This is a genomic window from Acetobacter pasteurianus subsp. pasteurianus LMG 1262 = NBRC 106471 (assembly GCF_000285275.1).
Classification (GTDB): domain Bacteria; phylum Pseudomonadota; class Alphaproteobacteria; order Acetobacterales; family Acetobacteraceae; genus Acetobacter; species Acetobacter pasteurianus.
In genome coordinates this window covers 1-18,196 of record NZ_CADO01000021.1, presented here as the reverse complement: position 1 = coordinate 18,196, position 18,196 = coordinate 1, and the positions used below count along the sequence as shown (strand labels likewise).

The window sequence follows — 18,196 nt, the reverse complement described above, 5'->3', positions numbered from 1 at the left end:
ATGTATCGGGGGCCGATGGATGTGGCTCCCGTTTTCTCTTGCTACCGTATCAGCTACAGTAGGCGGATAAAGCTGCCTGTTCTGACAACACTTGCCAGATTTCCCGAACAATCAGGTGGCAGCCCAAAAGGCTAACGCGCATGGATAGGATAGATCTTTTTCGCATTTTTGCCCGCGTGGTAGAGGCCGCCAGTTTTACCCATGCGGCAGAAACCTTGGGCATGCCGCGTTCCAGCGTATCCGCCGCCGTGCAGCAGCTAGAAAGCCGCGTGGGCGCACGCTTGTTAACGCGCACAACACGCACCGTTACCCCCACGCCAGATGGCGCAGCCTTTTACGAACACTGCCTGCGCCTTGTGGCGGATGTGGAGGAAGCGGAAAACCTGTTCCGCCAGAGCGAAAGTGCTGTGCAGGGTGTGCTGCGCGTCAACATGCCCGGCCGCATTGGGCGGCTGATTGTAGCCCCGGCCTTGCCCGATTTTTTGGCAACATATCCCGGTCTTTCGGTAGAGCTAGGGGTAACGGACAGGGCCGTAAACTTGGTGGAAGATGGGTTGGATTGCGTGCTGCGCGTAGGCCCCTTGCAGGATTCCGGCCTGATTGCCCGCCGCATGGGGGAGCTTGAACTCATAAACGTGGCCAGCCCCACATATCTTAAGCAGCACGGCACGCCCCAATACCCGACAGATTTGCTGAAAGGGCACGAGGCCGTGCGTTATGCCTCCCCCCAGAATGGTCGGGTAGAACAGTGGGAGTGGGAGGAACACGGCCACACCCACATGCTGGATGTACCGGGCCGCGTAACGGTTAACAGCGCAGAGGCCTTAATAGCCTGCACACTGGCCGGGCTGGGGGTTATGCAGATACCCGCTTACGATGTGCGCTCTTACCTGCACACAGGCCAGTTGGTGGAAATACTGCCCCAGTGGCGTGCGGCCCCATTGCCTATGGCGCTGCTTTACCCACACAGGCGGCATCTTTCCATGCGGGTGCAGGTGTTTGCCACATGGTTGGAAGAACTGGTGCGCCAGCAGGTTTTGCGCCCTGTTTCCGCCATTCCGTAAAGCGAGCGTGTATGTGCATAATGCCCGTTGCATAAACACCTAAACACGCCCAAAGAGCGCAGGCCATGTTGACCATAGAAAACATTCTGCTGCTGCTTTTGCTGGCGGCAGTCAGCAGCCTGCTTGTTGCCCTGTTTAAACAGAAGGTGCCGCAGCCGGTTATCCTTATTGTTCTGGGTGTGTTTGCTGCGGTGGCGGGCATGCATGTCAGCCTGCAGCCAGACATGTTCATGTTTGTGTTTCTGCCGCCATTGCTGTTTGCAGATTCATTTCGCATGCCCTTGCGTGAGTTTGCAGAACTGCGCGGCCCCATTCTGTTTCTGGCCTTTGGGCTTGTGGTGCTCAGCACACTGGTATGTGGCTATGCCATCCACTGGATTGTGCCAGAGCTGGGCCTGCCCATCTGCTTTACACTGGCGGCAGCTCTTTCCCCCACAGATACGGTGGCGGTTTCCAGCCTTATTGAAGGGCGCAAGGTGCCCAACCGGCTGTTGCAGATTTTATCGGGCGAGGCCCTGTTTAATGATGCCTCCGGCCTTGTGTGCTTTCGTTTTGCCATGGCCGATGCCCTTACGGGTGAGTTCTCCTACAGGCAGGCTTTTGGCACCTTCCTAATGGTGGCGCTGGGTGGCCTGCTGGTGGGCGCTGCGGTGGCATGGCTGGCTGTTAAGCTCAACCGCGTGCTGGTGCGCCGTGGGTATGATGATCCGCAATCCCAGATCATCTTTGTGCTGCTCTTGCCGTTTTTAATGTACGCCGCGGCAGAAGCGGTTGAATGTTCGGGCATTCTGGCCGCCGTGGCAGGCTGCATGGTGCTCAAACTTTCCGGCATGATAGAGGACACCGCCACGTTTACACGCCTGCAGGCCACAACGGTCTGGAACATTGTCAGCTACGTTTTTAACGCGCTTATCTTTTTGTTTCTGGGCATGCAGTTGCCAGAACTGCTGCAACATGGCGTGGCGCTGGGCCATAAATACGATGTGGCCTTGTGGCAGGTTGGCCTGTTTGTGGTGCAGATATACGCCATCATGCTGGCCATGCGCTTTGCAGGTGTATGGACATCCGTTTTTGGCCGTTGGGTGGTGGCGCGCATTGGCAGCCTGCCGTTTGAACCCACAGGTTTTGCAGGCAGCATGTTGCTGACATTCGCTGGCGTGCGTGGGGCTGTTACGCTGGCGGCTGTGCTTTCCCTGCCAGAAGGCACAGATGGCACGGATGCCTTTCCTATGCGCGATGCCGTGGTGGTGGCCGCTACAGGCGTAATTGTTCTTTCCCTGTTGGCGGCCAGCGTGTTCATCCCGCTGTGCCTGCGCTTTTTGCCGCAGGAAACGGTGGACAAGAACGCGCAGGAAGAAAACATGGCCCGCCAGAAGCTGATACGCGCAGCCCTTGCGGTGCTGACAAAAGCGCGGGCGCAACCGGCAGTCCCCACCCCAAAAGGCACAGCACTTGCCAAGCCGGAGGGGCAAAGTGCCGCAGATGAAGCCCTGCGCCAGGAGGTGATAGACCGCCTGTACCAGCTTTATCACAGCCGTTTGGAAGAAGAGGACGAAACGCCGCGCATCACGCCGCTAGACCGCAGCCGCGCCCTACGCCATGCCCGTATGGAACTGGCGCTGCGCCTGCAATTGCTACGGGCCGAACGGCAGGCCATGCGGGATATGACATCACGCAGCGAGATCAACGACCAGACAGAATGGAAGCTCCAGCAGGAACTGGATTATGAGGAGCAGGTTATTCGCTCCCAGTCCCAGCGCCTCCCGCGTGAAGCCTAAAGCCAGCCGCCGCGCTGGGGTGTGCTTTTGTTGACAAGCCACCCCCAGCCTGTAAACCACACCGCATGATGGTTTCCCCCTAAGGGAATGAAAAGGGAACCGGGTGCCCGCGCCATTGCCTGCAATGGTTTTGCGATATTCCCGGGCTGTCCCCGCAACTGTAAGCGGCATGGATGTGCACGCACAGCGCCAAGCGCTGGCCCACTGGAACAAACCTTTCCGGGAAGGGGTGCCACAACCGAAAAACCGCAAGCCAGGAGACCTGCCATCAGCACACAGTTGCAGACGGGGCATGTCAGCCGGGGTGTGCTGGCAGGCTGGGCAAGCGGTCAGCCAATGGGGTGGTTTGTGCCCTGTGGTGGAAAAAGCCGGGCCAAGTCTCGTGGCAACGCTGTTAAACCGCGAGATTGCCTTAACCCATGCGCCTAAAAACTCTTTTGCTTACTGGCTCTTCCCTGCTGCTGGTAGAAACCACTGCTGCTATGGCCGCAGATGTTGCAAACCCCACCACATCAACGGGTAAAAACACTGTTGCTGCCAAAGTGGCTTCCACCGCTCCGGCGCAAAATGCGCCTGTTTCTACCGGGGCGGAGGGCACGCAGGCTGTGCAGGCCCGCAGCACACAGGCTTACCCGGATTACGTTACGGTAAGCGCGGCACGCCACCCCATGCGGGCGGATGAAATTGGCACGGCCATGACGATCGTGACAGAAAAGCAGATCCTCACCCAGCAGCGCCGTACGCTTACAGATATTCTGGCCCGTCAACCGGGGTTGAATGTGGTGCGCTCTGGCGGCTTTGGCGGCACTACCTCCATTTTCATGCGTGGCAACAATGCCAACGAGGTGAAAGTGCGGCTGGATGGCATGGATATTAACGATGGCAGTTCCACCTCTGGTGCGTTTGATGCCGCACAGTTTGTAACCGATGGCATGGGCCGCATAGAAATTCTGCGCGGGCCACAAAGCGGCCTGTACGGGGCCGATGCCATGGCCGGGGTTATAGATATTACCACAGCACAGGGGCAGGGCAGGTTTACGCCTTTTGTGCGGGTGGAAGGTGGGTCTTACGGCACGTTCAATCAGGTTATGGGCGCGCGCGGCAGTAAGGGAAAGTTCCATTACAATGTTGAGCTTTCCCATTACCGGCAGGATGGTTTTCATGAAATTCCGCGCTATATCGGCCGCTATTTTGGCGCGAACAAGGAACAGCGCCACCGGGGGGACAGAAACGATAATCGCTCTGCCAACATTCGCTTGGGCTATGATGTTACCCATAATTTTGATCTGGGGCTCACGGCTCGGCTGATTCAGAGCAACCTGCACACCTACAGCGCCTATAATATGGAAGATGAATATTACAGCCGCCTAGGATATTATGGTGATGTGGGAAGCGAGCGTGAACACACCACGCAAAATCAGGCCATTGTGCGGGGCACGGCGCATCTGTCCTCATTCGGGGGCAGGTTCGATCAGGTGATTGGTCTGGGGTATATGACAAGCCGCAGAAGCTGGACAGAAACCGGCACCACGCTGGAAGGCGATGCCTTGCAGTATGACCCCACATACTACCGCACCAGCCGCATTAAAATAGATTGGCATGGCACTGTTAATCTGGACAAATACGGATCTCTGCTTGTGGGGGCAGAGCATTTTCATGATACGTTCAATTCCAGCCAAGGGGGGAGTGCAGCATCTTCCACACCGTTCAGCACCAGTGCGGGCATGGATACCACAGCGGGCTACGGGCAGTATCAGGGCAACTGGAACAAGATTTTATATGGCGCGGCCAATATCCGGTATGATGCCAATTCCCGCTACGGCAATTACGTGACGTGGCGCGTGGCTCCGGCCATTCATATTCCGCACAGCGGCACGGTTATCAAGGCCAGTGCGGGTAGCGGCTTTCATGGTCCTTCATTGTATCAGCTTTTTGCCAACCAGATTTCCACCAGCTATGCGGAAAAGGGTAACCCCAACCTGCGGGCCGAACGCCTGATAGGGTATGATGTGGGCGTGGAACAAACACTGGCGCATGATAAACTGCATTTTGGGGCCACATGGTATGAAAACCACGTGCGCAATCTTATCCAGTCCGTCAGCTCTTACGAAAACTACTATTCCACCTATTCCTACAATAACGTGGCCCGTGCGCGCATGTATGGCGTAGAAGCGTATCTGGACTGGAAAGCGCTGGATACGCTGGATTTCAACCTGAACTATACCTGGACCCACGCGCGAGATGCCTCTACCGGCCAAGCCCTCCAGCGCCGCCCGCAGCACAAGTTCAACTTCAACACCACATGGCAACCGGTGGATGGGCTCTCGCTTTCGGGCAATATCCTGTATGTCAGCGGTTCGCGCGATACGCCGGTTATTTCCGATACGTACCAGTATTGCAGCACATGCGGCAAAGACCACGGATATTTCACCATAGATCTGGCGGCCAGTTATAAAATCAACCGCTATGTTACCGTGTTTGCGCGGGCGGATAACCTGCTCAACCGCCAGTATGAAAGCCCCATAGGCTACCTTCAGCCCGGCCGCGCAGGCTATGGCGGCTTTACGCTGAATTACTGATGGGCTTTTCCGTTTTCCTTCGCCGGGTGGTTGTGTGTGCATTGGGTGCAGCCCTTGCGGTGCCTGCATCCGGCACGGCACGGGCGGAGCGTGTGGCATCGCTCAACCTGTGCACAGATCAGCTTGCCCTTATGCTGGCAGACCATAAGGATATTATAGGCGTATCTACCCTTGCGCGGGATTGTACGGAATCTGTGTTGTGCCAGCAGGCGCAGGATGTGCCTGTGTTGCAATCCACCGCAGAAACAGTGCTGGCCGCCAAGCCGGATGTGGTGCTGGCAGGCCGCTTTACGGCACGCTTGGCTGTGCGTGCCGCCAAGGAGGTAGGGGCCAAGGTGCTTACGTTGCCACCTGCATCCTCCTTGGCGGATATTCCAGACCAGATCATGCAAGTTGCCAATGCGGTGGGGCAACCGGAACGTGGGCGGCAGCTTGTGGCGGCGTTTCAGGCAAGGTTGGCAGAAATAGCCACAACCCGCCAGGTATCAGACCCCATAGCCGTGGTGTATGAGGCCAATGGTTTTGTGGTGCACGCTCATAGTCTGCCAGATGATGTGCTGGCCCATGCCGGTTTGCGCAACTTTGCCACCACGGCAGGCACACCCCCTTTGGGTGGGCGCGTGCCGCTAGAGGTGCTTTTGGCCTATCACCCGGATTTATTGGTAAGAGACCCCTCCGGCCCCGGCCATTCCCTTGCACAGGCCATGCTGTCCAACCCGGTTATGCTGGCCATGTTTGCACCGCCACATGTTGTGGATGTGCCCGCCCGTCTGTGGCTCTGTGGGTTGCCGCAAACGCTGGATGCCGTTGCCACATTGCGCCATGCGCGGGATGGTGTTGTGGCTGATGCTGCAAGGCATGTTTCAGATAATCCCATCGCACAGCCCAAGGTAAAGGAGACCCAACCATGAAGCCCCTGCGCCCCGTTGTGCCGAACACCCTGCTGGCGTTGCTGGTGGCTGTTATGGCTATGGCCTCTCTGTGGTGGGGGGAAAGCAGCATTAACGTGCCTGCGGCTTTGGCAGATTGGTGGGCCGGTGCCCATTCCATAGGCGCGGTGATTATGGGGCAGTTGCGCCTGCCGCGTATGTTGCTGGCCCTTATGGTCGGCGGCACGTTGGGGCTAAGTGGTGCGGTGCTGCAAGGCTATTTGCGCAACCCGCTGGCTGATCCGGGCCTTTTAGGTGTTTCTGGCGGAGCGGCCCTTGGGGCTGTGTGCGTGTTTTATACAGGGCTTTTTCAAATTGCCTCGGCTTTGCTGCCGCTGGGCGGTTTGGCCGGTGCGCTGGTAACAGCCATGTTGCTGGTGGCGTTGGTAGGGCGTGGGGGGGCTTTGGTGCTGCTGCTGGCCGGTGCGGCCGTTAGCAGTTTTACCGCTGCCCTTACGGCACTGGTGCTCAATCTGGTGCCCAGCCCCTATGCCACGTTTGAAATCATGCATTGGCTTATGGGGTCTTTAACAGATCGCACATTAAATGATGTGCTACTGGCCTTGCCCGGTGTGGTGGCGGGCTGTGCCCTACTTATGGACTGTGGCCGTGCGCTGGATGCCCTGACAATGGGTGAAGACGTTGCCCAGAGCCTCGGCTTTCAGCTGGGTGGTGTAAGGGGCGTGCAAATGCGCGTGGTTGTGGGCACAGCCTTGGCTGTGGGGTCCTGTGTTGCGGTTTCTGGCGCTATCGGGTTTGTGGGGCTGGTGGTGCCGCATTTGTTGCGGCCTTTGGCGGGGCATCGGCCATCTCGGCTTATGGTACCAGCCTTTTTGGGCGGTGCGGCACTTTTGTTGGCGGCAGATCTGGCCGTGCGGTTAATGGCCGGGCGCACGGAGTTACAGTTGGGCGTGGTTACGGCTTTGGTGGGTGCGCCTGTGTTCTTCCACCGTGTGATCCTGTTTAGAAAACGGAATATGCTGTCATGCTGAATGTGCAGAATGTTGGCTTCAGCATAGAAGGTGCGCAGCTTCTTCAATCCGCCAGCGTGCGGTTTGAAGCCGGGAGTGTGACGGCGCTTATAGGCCCCAATGGTGCAGGCAAAAGCACATTGTTGCGCATTATGGCCGGGTTGCTGCCCGCCACGCAGGGGCAGGTGGAGTGTGATGGCACACCGTTGCAGCAGCTTACACTGGCCCAGCGCGCGCGGCTTATGGCGTATATGCCCCAAGATGTGCCACCGTTTCCGCCCATGCCAGTGCGGGAGGTGGCATCACTGGGGCGTCTGCCCTATGGGGAATCTTCAGCGCAAGCCTTGCATCATCCGGCGGTGGCGCAGGCCTTGGCAGAAGTGGGGTTGCAGGATTTGGCAGAGCGCCCGGCCAGCCAGCTTTCTGGCGGGGAGCGTGCACGGCTGATGCTGGCGCGTGCCTTGGCCGTGCAGGCCCCCATCTTGCTGGCGGATGAACCCGTAGCAGCACTGGACCCGGCACATGCCTTGGCCGTTATACAGGTGTTTTGCAAACTGGCAGCACAGGGCACGTGTGTTGTGGTGGTGCTGCATGATCTGCTGCTGGCTACACGTTTTTGCAAAACACTTGTGCTGATGCAGCAGGGGCGTATACGCCACACCATCCCGCCCGCCAGTTTAACGGATGAGATGGTGCGCCAAACTTATGGTGTAACCACTCGGCGGGTAGAAGACGCTGTTGTGCCGTGGGATTTATGCACGGCATAACCAAGGTAGTATTTGCAAAATATGTGATCAGGGCAGGGTTAATCCGCCCTCACGCGTTACAAGTGCTTCCACACCCGGCACAATGCGCTGGATGAGATCCCCCGCAGGTTGGGGCGTGTTGGTGACAACATGGATGGAGGAAGATGCTGCAATGTCCTTGCGTGCGGCATCCAGTGTTTCCCGCGCCTGTTCGCGCCACCCGGAGGTGCGCTCTGCACCCAGTGCCGCCAGCCCGGCACGCGCCAAAGCGGCCAGACGGGCAGATGCTGCCAGTGCGGGCGTAAGGGCAGCATGGCGGGCTGCAACCTGATTAAACGCGGCATCATTATCCGCCCAGATTGTGAGCTGCCGCTCTAGTTCCGGCCGCAATTCCACCTTGCCGTTTACAAAAGCCACTGCTTCTGCATTAAACTTTTCAGCCTCAAAGCTATCCGGTCTGGCAATATCTGCCGGGGTGTTTAAATCCTGCTCCGTGGCTGTCTGCTTATGGCGAATTTGTAAAAATTCGTGGTTATGGGCGTAATTGCGAATAGGGGAAACAGCACTCAGCAGCACATGCGGGGCCTGTGTTTCACCCGCTGCCAGACGCTCTAGCAGGGCATTGGCATCTTCCTGGCTTTTCAGGCCCAGAAGGTCCAGCTTGTCTTGCGTTACGGCCAGCCTGCCATACAGGGTTTGGGGCACGCAGTTTTGTGGGGTGGACCAAAAACGCTCCGCCACAGCGGCCATGCGGGGCCATAGGCGGACATCCAGCATGTATTCATCCACCACTTCTGTCCACAACGCACCTTCGGCTCCCAGTATCAGGGTTTTCTGCTGCTTGGTTAAAGGGGGCACGGGGGCTTCGGGCTTGGTGTCTGTTGGGGTGGCAATGGTGCCGCCGGGGCCGGTTGTTTGGGCTGCGGCCTGTGCCTCTGCGGCATCCTTGCGGGTGTCTAGCGGGTCTGTCTCATAATAGGCGGAGGCCGGGAGCAGCCTGTCCAGATAATAAGGGCCGGAAACCACCACCGGCAAACCTGCCTCTGCTGCTTTTGCCGTGTTGGCTGGGCCGCGCCAGCTTTCTATAATGGTGTGGGGCGGCACGCTGGCGGCCAATATCTCATCCCACCCCATAACGGTTTTGCCATCGGCTTTGAGCATTTGGGCTACGCGGTTTGTAAAACTGGCTTGCAGATCAGCCGGTGTGGCAAAATGATGTGCCTGCATGTAGTGCGCAATGCGGGGTGTGAGTGTCCACTGTTTGGCCACCACCTCATCCCCACCAATATGGAACACGGGGTCCGGAAACAGGGCGGACATTTCAGCATACAGGCCGCGCACAAAAGTATAGGTGGCGGGGTTTGTGGGGTCCAGCGCTGCGCGGTTGATCTCGGCCCGGTCTGTCGTGTTCATGGGCAGGACAGAGGCGTATTGAGGGTAGGCCAGCAGCATGGCAAAGCTGTGCCCCGGCGTATCAAACTCCGGCACAATGCGCACGCCCCTGTCTGCCGCATATTGCACCAGATTACGGATTTCGGCCTGCGTGTAATACTGCCCGTGGCTGCTGATTTTTTGCAGGCGCGGGTAATGCCTGCTTTCTACCCGAAACGCCGCACCATCTGAAAGATGCAGGTGCAGCACATTCAGTTTTACCATTTCCATGGCATCAAGCTGCCGCTCAATGGTGGGGATGGACATGAAATGACGGCTGACATCCAGCATCAGCCCACGCCATGCAAAACGCGGACTATCCTGAATATGCGCCTGCGCCATAACGGGGCCTGTGGCCTCGCGCCGCACAAGCTGCACAATGCTGGCCAAGCCGTGCAGCACACCGGCAGGGCCTTGCGCGGTGAGGGTTATGCCATCTGGCCCCACATCCAGCGTATAATCCTCCCGCATGGTGGGGGCGGGGAACGTGGCCTCACGCGCATACTGGATGTGGAGGGGGAAAGTGTCTTTGTCCTTTCCCGCATTTTCGAGTGTAACAGCCTGCCCGGCCACTATGCTCATGCGGTTTGCAAAGCGTTGTGTGGCACGGGTTAAAAGCGGGGTAGGTGGGTTTTGCCAGATAACCTGCCAGTTGGCAGGCAGGGCAAAGGCAGATCCATCCGTTTGCAGGGTGCTGGGTGCGGGCATGATAACCGGCGGCCGTGGCGCATTAAACGCTGCGGGCGGTGTGGTATCTGCTTTGGCAGGGGCAGGATATGCGCTAAAACCTGCCAGCACACCTATGGCGCACCCGGCGGCCAGAACACGTAAACCAGTGCGGATGGAAAACCCCTTTATCATGCAATCGCCTTTCCATGCGTGAGATTGCGGGCAAGTTGGCAGATCCATGTGGCATCAGTGTGCCATCCGGCCAGTTCTGCTGCTTTTAATACAGCCCCACCAATAGGGGGCAGTGTGGCTGGGTGCGGTTCTGCCCCCAACAGGGATGTCACGGTTTGCAGCACAACGGGGTTGTGCATCACGCTGCCGCCGTAACTCCATGCCAAGGGCAGGGGAGAAGGTGGCAGGTTGCTCACCTGTTTGGTAGTTGTATGGGCCAGTTCTGCCAGATGTCCGCCAGCGGCACGCAGCAGGGCTATGGCATATGTGTCTTCATTTAGGGCCAGTGTGTGCACGGTTGCTGCTACATCGCCCACGGCGGAGCGCGGGTGCGTGCAGGTGCGCAGCCATTCCCGCAGGGCATCTGGCGCGGTGGGGCCTGTGGTGGGCAGGTTCAGGCTGTGCAGCAGTTCCTGTGCAAAAGCAGCAAAGGGCACGGAAGGATCATCCAGATACCGCGTGGCATAGCCTAAGGCTTTGCGGCCTATCCAGTATCCGCCGCCTTCATCCCCCAAAAGCCAGCCCCAGCCACCAGCGCGTGCTGTTTGCCCGTTTGCGCCCACTGCCATGGCGACAGACCCCGTGCCCGCCAGCACAAACACACCGGCTTGCCCGGCAAAGGCAGCGCGATGTGCGGTTTCTACATCGTTTTCCAGCCACAGCCGCACATCAGGGCCAAGGGCAGCGCGCGCCACCTGTTCCTGCTGGGCGGAGGAAGGGCGTGCGGCATCATACCCTGCCATGCCCAGCACGGCGGATTGCAACGTGGCGCGGGGCATCTGCTCTAAAAGGTGGCGCAGGTTTTCGGCCCATTCCGGCCTGTCAAACGGGTTGCAGCCGGGGCCGGTAGCCTGTGCCAGCACGGTAGCATCGGGCGCTATCACCACCGCACGCGTATGAGTGCCGCCGCCATCCAGCGCCAGAATGGTGGGCTGGGCGGGCATCAGGCGTGGGCCTTTGTGGGTGTTTGTGCGGCAATACGCGCCAGAGCCTTGCGCAAATGCCCGCCACACAACACCAAAAGCTGCTGAGCCTGAGTAACATCCAGCCCGTGGCGTAGCAGCACAGCCAGTTTGATGCTGCCATTGGCCTGTTGCAGGGCCTCTTCCGCCTGTGCCTGTGTGCAGCCCGTAAGATGGCGCAACATGCGGTGTGCACGCCGCACCAGCTTGGCGTTAACAATGCGCATATCCACCATCTGCCCGCGCCATGTATGGCCCAATCTGATCATTAACGTGGTGGAAAGTAGATTGAGGGTTACTTTTTGCGCCGTACCAGCCTTCATGCGGGTAGAGCCCGCCACCACTTCCGGCCCGGTTTGGATCAGCACCGGGTATTCCGCATTCAAAAGGCGTGTGTTGGGGCTGCACGACATGCCAATGCACAGGCTGCCTGCTTCCTTCGCGGTTTCCAGCGCGGCGCAGGTGTAAGGCGTGCCACCGCTGGCGGCCACACCTATCACAACATCCTGCGCTGTGGGCGTGTGGGCACTTATGGCGCGGCGGGCTTCGGCCTCATCATCCTCGGCCCCTTCCACGGGGTTGAACAGTGCGGCATCGCCTCCCGCCAGCATCAGCACCAGCCGTTCGGCAGGCCAGCCATAGGTGGGAATAAGCTCTACCCCATCCTGCAACCCAATGCGGCCCGATGTGCCTGCCCCCACGTAAAACAGGCGGCCTCCGGCTTCCAGCCGCGGCACGGCGGCGGTAATGGCGGTTTCCAGTTGTGGTAGGGCGGATTTTACAGCCGCAACGGCTCCAAGCTGGCTTTCCAGCAGGGCTTCCAACACCGTGCCTGTGGGCCATATGTCCAGATCCGTATAGCGGGCATCCAGCGTTTCTGTGTGGGCAAGTGGAACAGAGGCAGGCTGGAGCATAAGCGGAAACCTTTATAAAACTAACGGTGACTTTTCTTCTGCATCACATAGCGCAGGCCGACCAGCCCAAACAGTGTGATCATGCCCAGCACAATCAGCCAGACAAACGCCAGCGGTTTGCCGTAGGGGTGCAGATACATCATGGCCAGCACCATAAGCGGTACACTCAGGCCAAAGGCGGGGGCTAGGGTGCGGGCTTTTAAACCGGGCCACGCCATGCCCGCTATAAAGCTGGCAAGCATGGGGCCATACCCACATGCGGCAATGGAAAGCCCCACCAGCACGGCAGACTGGCTGCCCTGTGCAAACATGCCCGCGCAAAGCACTAACGCCCCAGCCCAGAACAAGGTGATAACCCGTGCAAACCCAAGGCCGGAAAGGCCAAGCCTGCGGGCGGCCCATGCGCAGGGGGCTGCAAAGTCTCCCACAGTGGCGGCTGTCATGGCGGAAAGGGTGGCGGAGAGAGACCCCATAGTGGCTGCCAGCACACCCGCCAGCATCAGCCCGCGCAGGCCGGAGGGCAGTTCCTGCGCAATATAGGCGGGGAACACAGCATCCGGCGTGGCAAACCCGGCCTGATGCAAGGTGGCCCCACCATGATGCACCCATAGTAGCACACCCACGCCAGAAAGCAGGGCAAACAAAAGGCCCACACCCACAGCACTGCCCATAAGGGCCAGCCGGGCATCACGCAGGCAGCGGGCTGCCAGCACGCGTTGCACCATAAGCTGATCTGTGCCGTGGGAGGCCACGGAAAGCACCGTGCCGCCCAAAAGTGCTGCCAGAGGTGTAAAGGGACTTGTGAAAGGTGGCGTGTGGCCAATAAACAAATCAAACCGACCAGCAGCATGCAGTGTGTGCAGAACGCCAGCAGGGGCCGCGTGCCATAGCAGCGCAAGGCAGGCCGCAGAGCCAAACAGATACAGCCCGAACTGAATACTGTCTGACCACACAACAGCGCGCAGGCCACCGCACAGCGTATAAAACAGCGTAACAAGCATAATGCCGCCCAGCAGCATGGCATGGGGCAGGCCCATATGTGCGGCATTCAGCATGGCGGCTAAAGGCAACATGCCTGCAAACAGGCGCACCGCCTCGGCCAGCAGACGGGTGATGAGGAATGTGGAGGACGCCATGCGCTGCATGGAAGCACCAAAGCGCTGGCCCAGCCAATCATACGCGCTCAGCATTTTGCCGGACTGGTAAAGGGGTAGAAATTTCCATGCCACAATGGCGCGGCCTATCAGATACCCCAGCGCCAACCCTACAAAAACCATGCCGCTGCCATAGGCAATGCCCGGCACGCTGATAAGCGTAAGGGTGGAGGTTTCTGTTGCCACAAGGGAAAGGCACAGCGCCCACCACGGCAGATCACCATGCCCTTCAAGGTATGCGGTGGCGGAGGTCTGGCGGCCAGCAAGCCCCAGCGCCAGAAGGGGCAGGGCAGTTAGATACGCCAGCATGACCAGCAGATCGGCAAATGTCATATCAGGCGTAAAGGTTTTGGCATGATGTAGCTGCACTAAAGCTGTTTTGGAAAAACAAGGTAAGCGTAGTTTTGCCGCTATAAAAGATCAACCGCTTAGGCGCATGTTGTTGTGTGGTGGCAGTCAATAATGTTGGGCCCCATATCTGCCATGCGGACAAACCAAGGGGTGTTGCGCATTATTGTACGTAATGTTTGGGTGATATGTTGATAGGTGATTCTACTACAGAACGCACCCGTCCTTATTTTTTCTAGTTAAGAACAGCAAAGTTATATTGGACTATTTTGGTACGTTATTAATATCGGGAAATGTGTTTGTTTTTTGGTTGCATTATAGTTTTTGTTTGTCTAACAAGAATTAAGATTCTAGGGTGCAAAGATAATTTAACGAAGTGCCTGATTTTTCGAGATCTTTTGTGCACGTAACAGTTTTGGAAGCAGGCATAATTTATGATGAGCGAAAATTCGAACGCACTTTCTATTTCCAATGCAGAGCAAACTGCGTCTTCCGCACCAAAAGCCGAAAATCCACAACCAGTAAAATCATCTTATCCTCCTGTGGCCACAACCCCGACACAGGCAGGCCCCGAAGGCATTCTGTATGATTTTAATGAGGGCTGCCGGGTTTTGTTGCCCAAACCCGATAACGGAACATGGCATATCCGTTTAACGGATTTGGATACGGGCAATATCCTTTTTGAAAAAGGTGGCCTGGAAGATGCCTTTGTCCGTTCTGCCAAACGTTGGTTTGTGCGTTTTGGCATACAGGTTTGGAAAGAAACACAGCCCGAAGAACAGCTTGTTTTCTCGCATGAAATGGATGTGACGGGGCAAAACGTTCTCATTCTTTTCCCGGTTGGCACGTTGGGGGATACCCTGGCATGGATGCCATATGCGGCCCGCTTTGCAGCCAAGCATCAGGCCCGTGTAACCTGCGCTCTTTCAGATCTGATCAGACCTCTTTTTAAAGAGGCGTATCCAGATATTGAATTTTTCACGCCAGAAGAGGTCACGCAGCAAGCGCTCACGCAAAACGCTTACGCTACCTATTATCTGGGCCTGTTTTTTGATGATGTAGCCTGTGATTGGCAACCCACAGATTTCAGGCTGGTGGGGCTGCATAAAACAGCAGCTTACATCTTGGGTGTGAGCCCGGATGAAGAACCAGCGCGTCTCAGCTTTCCGGATGAAGGTCGGCCTATTGCAGAGCCTTATGTCTGTATTGCTGCGCAGGCTTCATCTCAGGCCAAATACTGGAATAATCCGAATGGGTGGGGGGAAGTTGTTTCCTGGCTAAAGGCGCAGGGCTATCGGGTTATCTGCATTGATCGGGAAAAGGTCCACGGCACAGGTATTGTCTGGAACCACATTCCCTATGGGGTGGAAGACCAGACAGGCAACCGCCCGTTGGCAGAACGTGCCCGTTGGCTCAAGCATGCCGCGTTTTTTATTGGCCTTGGTTCTGGCCTGTCATGGCTTGCGTGGTCAGCCGGCACACCGGTGGTCATGATCGCTGGTTTCAGCCACCCCACTACTGAGTTTTATACGCCTTATCGGGTCATAAACTGGCACACCTGCAATTCGTGCTGGAATGACCCCAAAGAGCGCTTCAATCACCAGGATTTCCTGTGGTGTCCGCGTCATGCAGGAACGCCGAGACAGTTCGAATGCACCCAACTGATCACGGCAAAACAGGTGATTGAGCAGTGCAAAAAAGTCCAAGCACAAAAAGGTAAATTATTATGAGTATTAGCACGGACAAGACGCAGGTAACTGGAACGCCAACATATGGCACTGATGCTGCAAATGGGAGCTCTATTACGGATTCCTACGTTACAGGCACAGATAGCATTACCATTAGTGCGGGTGCAGTCGTCTCCGACATCGCCGCTATTGGTGATCTTGCAAGCATGGATGAAAACAGAAATGTAGCCGGTGGAACAATTAATGTTAACGATGGTGTATCCATTAATAACTTGAGTTCTATTGATGGCGGAACAATTAATTTTAATTCAGCAGGTGATATTACCGGGCTGGTCATATCCGGCGGATATGCTTCCGGGTATGTTGATAAAATTACAGATCCAACCGTTGATAATGCCGATAATGTTAACGGTAAAGGCTACCTTATTATCTCTGGCGGTACGGTAGATGGTGGCACTGCTACGTCTGGGGGCATGATTGACGCTAAAGGTAGCACTGCTGTTCTGAGTAATGTTACAGCCAGCTCTGGCGGTACAATTAAGGCAGAACAAGGAAGTGTTGTTTCTGCTATTGCAGGAAGTGGCGGCAGCGTTACTATTGTTGGGAATCTTGGCGCAGCAAGTGCGACGGATACAACAGTCAATGCTGGTGGTGAATTTCAGGTCTCCGCTGGCCAGACTGCAACAGCCACCACAGTCAATGCTGGTGGTGACATGTCTGCCTGGGGCAATGTTACCGACACAACACTAAACGATGGAAAGTTGACTGTTCTTGATGGCGGAACGGCTACTACCACTACCGTTAACGGTACAAGTGCATCATTGTATGTAAATAGCAATGCAAGTGCTTACGGAAACACCATTGATGGTGGTGGTGTTTTTGTAGAGGGTGTTGTTTCCGGCGGAACGCTTACGGATGGTGGGCAGATAATTGTTTCTGCTGGCGGTGTTATTTCCGGCATGAGCGCAACGTCAGGCAGCCTGTGGATCTCTGCTGGTGGTTCTGCCGCAAATACCACGGTTGATGCCGGGTATACTGATGTTTATGGAACCTTCTCTGGTGGATCAATCTACAACGGAGAAATCAAAGTTCATGATGGCGGGGTAGCTTCTGGCGTAACTGCTTCAGGTACTGATTACGGCACGCAAGGTACCATTACGGTTAATGGCGGCACGGTTACAGATGCCACAACGCACGATTACGGTAACGTCACCCTTATTAGCGGCACTGTAAATAACCTTTCCGCAACAGGCGGTGGTATTACAATGAGCGGCGGCACACTCTCTGGTGGCATGTTCCAGAGTGGCGCCACAATGACTGTTTCTGCTGGCACAGTTAGCGGTACTGTTACCATTAACAATAACGGACATGCCAATGTAAGCGGCGGAACTGTTTCCGATATCAACATTACTTCTGGTGGTTCCGGAGCTATTACGGGCGGATCTGTTGCTGATGTCACTGTTTCATCCGGCGGCACGGTTAATTTTAATACCGGCGCAACATTAACCGACACACTCACACTCTCAAGTGGTGCCACGGCTTCCATCACGGGCACTACAGGGGGTACTGTTGATCTGGGAGATGGCTATACAAGTGGTTTAACAATTACTGGTATAGATATTGATACGGATACAACTGTTAATACGACTATTAACAATTGGACCAAAGACAGCCAGATTGATCTGCAATATGTTACGTTTGATGGCGCAGATAAAACCCCTATATATGGAAATGACGGAAACTCCGTTACATTCACGCTAGCAAACAAACACACTATCACACTGAACATACCGAATGTTGAAACAACAGGTTTCAGCATAATTAATGATGGGCAGGGTGGTACAATCATTACCTGCTTCCTGACTGGCAGCATGATCTGCACGCCCAATGGTGATGTTGCGGTAGAAGATATCCAGATTGGTGATCAGCTTGTTACGTTCGATTGGGAACATGATAGGGAAGTGACCCGCCCGGTTGTATGGGTTGGCAAGGCGCATGCTAAAGTGCGGGCTGGTTTGCCGGATGATGAGGCCGGATACCCTGTGCGCATCCTTAAAAATGCCATTTCAGATGGCGTGCCTTACAAGGATATGCTGATTACCGCAGAACATTGCCTGTGCTTTGAGGGTAAGTTTGTACCGGCTCGTATGCTGGTAAATGGTTTTTCCATTTTCTATGATAAATCCATTACCTCTTACGATTACTATCATGTGGAAACAGACCAGCATTCCGTCATCACGGCTGATGGCATGCTGACAGAAAGCTACTTGGATACCGGTAACCGCCGCGCTTTCCGTCAGGAAGGTAAGGTTGCAACGCTACGTGGCGCAGTGCAGAGCTGGGTAGAAGATGCAGGCGCACCGCTTTGTGTGGACCGCGCTTGTGTTGAACCTCTGTTCCACAAGCTGGAAGCACGCGGCAACAGTATGGTTGGGCATAATGTGCCAACAGAACAGGGTGTTGTTGTGGCAGATCCTAACCTGCATCTGGTTACGCAGGCTGGGGCAGTTGTGCGCCCGGTAAGGCATGAAGGCCAGCATTACAGCTTTATGCTGCCCGCCAATACGCAGTCTGTGCGCATTGTTTCCCGCGCCAGCCGCCCGGCAGATGTTATCGGCCCGTTTGTGGATGACCGCCGCCAGATGGGTGTGGCTGTGGCAGATGTGCATTTTATCACCGCCAAAAAGCTGTATCCCATTACAGCGCATCTTCAGGCCGAAAAGCCCGAAGGC

General features: G+C 56.4%; 12 protein-coding genes and 1 riboswitch. Of the genes, 8 read left to right on the top strand and 4 right to left on the bottom strand.

All coding sequences use genetic code 11. The features are described 5' to 3' along the window. The first annotated feature begins 140 nt into the window (after positions 1–140). From APA10_RS05885 to APA10_RS05855, 6 genes are all read left to right on the top strand, one after another. Positions 141–1,064 (top strand): LysR family transcriptional regulator, encoded by a 924-nt coding sequence (locus APA10_RS05885; RefSeq protein ID WP_003630110.1) that lies wholly within the window; start codon positions 141–143, stop codon positions 1,062–1,064. Between the two features lie 65 nt (positions 1,065–1,129). Beyond that, complete coding sequence (locus APA10_RS05880; RefSeq protein WP_003630111.1) at positions 1,130–2,842, top strand: Na+/H+ antiporter; 1,713 nt, start codon at positions 1,130–1,132, stop codon at positions 2,840–2,842. 52 nt (positions 2,843–2,894) lie between these two features. Then, a riboswitch (cobalamin riboswitch) is annotated at positions 2,895–3,126 on the top strand. A 135-nt stretch (positions 3,127–3,261) separates the two neighbouring features. Next, the gene (locus APA10_RS05870; protein WP_003630114.1) at positions 3,262–5,421 is read left to right on the top strand and encodes a TonB-dependent receptor plug domain-containing protein; all 2,160 of its coding nucleotides are present in this window, start codon (positions 3,262–3,264) and stop codon (positions 5,419–5,421) included. Beyond that, positions 5,421–6,332, top strand: a complete 912-nt coding sequence (locus APA10_RS05865; RefSeq protein WP_003630118.1) for an ABC transporter substrate-binding protein — start codon at positions 5,421–5,423, stop codon at positions 6,330–6,332. The genes APA10_RS05870 and APA10_RS05865 overlap by 1 nt, the downstream gene beginning before the upstream one ends. Continuing rightward, positions 6,329–7,342: a FecCD family ABC transporter permease gene (locus APA10_RS05860; protein WP_035367356.1), complete on the top strand. Its 1,014-nt coding sequence runs from the start codon at positions 6,329–6,331 to the stop codon at positions 7,340–7,342. The genes APA10_RS05865 and APA10_RS05860 overlap by 4 nt, the downstream gene beginning before the upstream one ends. Further along, positions 7,336–8,088 carry an ABC transporter ATP-binding protein gene (locus APA10_RS05855; RefSeq protein WP_003630120.1) on the top strand — a complete coding sequence of 251 codons (753 nt, stop codon included), beginning with the start codon at positions 7,336–7,338 and terminating at the stop codon, positions 8,086–8,088. The genes APA10_RS05860 and APA10_RS05855 overlap by 7 nt, the downstream gene beginning before the upstream one ends. A gap of 27 nt (positions 8,089–8,115) precedes the next feature. Here APA10_RS05855 and APA10_RS05850 read toward each other — a convergent pair whose 3' ends face one another. The 4 genes from APA10_RS05850 to APA10_RS05835 are packed head-to-tail and all read right to left on the bottom strand — an operon-like array spanning position 8,116 to position 13,761. Next, a complete protein-coding gene (locus APA10_RS05850; protein ID WP_003630122.1) occupies positions 8,116–10,359 on the bottom strand; it encodes a beta-N-acetylhexosaminidase in 2,244 nt (747 codons plus the stop codon). Further along, entirely contained in the window at positions 10,356–11,342 is a 987-nt protein-coding gene (locus APA10_RS05845) for an N-acetylglucosamine kinase (RefSeq protein WP_003630124.1), read from the bottom strand. The genes APA10_RS05850 and APA10_RS05845 overlap by 4 nt, the downstream gene beginning before the upstream one ends. Then, positions 11,342–12,274, bottom strand: a complete 933-nt coding sequence (locus APA10_RS05840; RefSeq protein ID WP_003630125.1) for an N-acetylmuramic acid 6-phosphate etherase — start codon at positions 12,272–12,274, stop codon at positions 11,342–11,344. The genes APA10_RS05845 and APA10_RS05840 overlap by 1 nt, the downstream gene beginning before the upstream one ends. Before the next feature lie 20 nt (positions 12,275–12,294). Next, positions 12,295–13,761, bottom strand: coding sequence for a sodium:solute symporter (locus tag APA10_RS05835; protein WP_035365953.1), 1,467 nt, complete (start codon positions 13,759–13,761; stop codon positions 12,295–12,297). A 449-nt stretch (positions 13,762–14,210) separates the two neighbouring features. Between APA10_RS05835 and APA10_RS05830 the strand changes: the two genes are divergently transcribed. Together APA10_RS05830 and APA10_RS15375 are read left to right on the top strand one after the other, a co-directional pair. After that, entirely contained in the window at positions 14,211–15,506 is a 1,296-nt protein-coding gene (locus tag APA10_RS05830; RefSeq protein ID WP_003630127.1) for an autotransporter strand-loop-strand O-heptosyltransferase, read from the top strand. Next, the coding region (locus tag APA10_RS15375) for a Hint domain-containing protein (RefSeq protein WP_250698527.1) at positions 15,503–18,196 on the top strand (2,694 nt) is incomplete at its 3' end. The genes APA10_RS05830 and APA10_RS15375, both read left to right, overlap by 4 nt.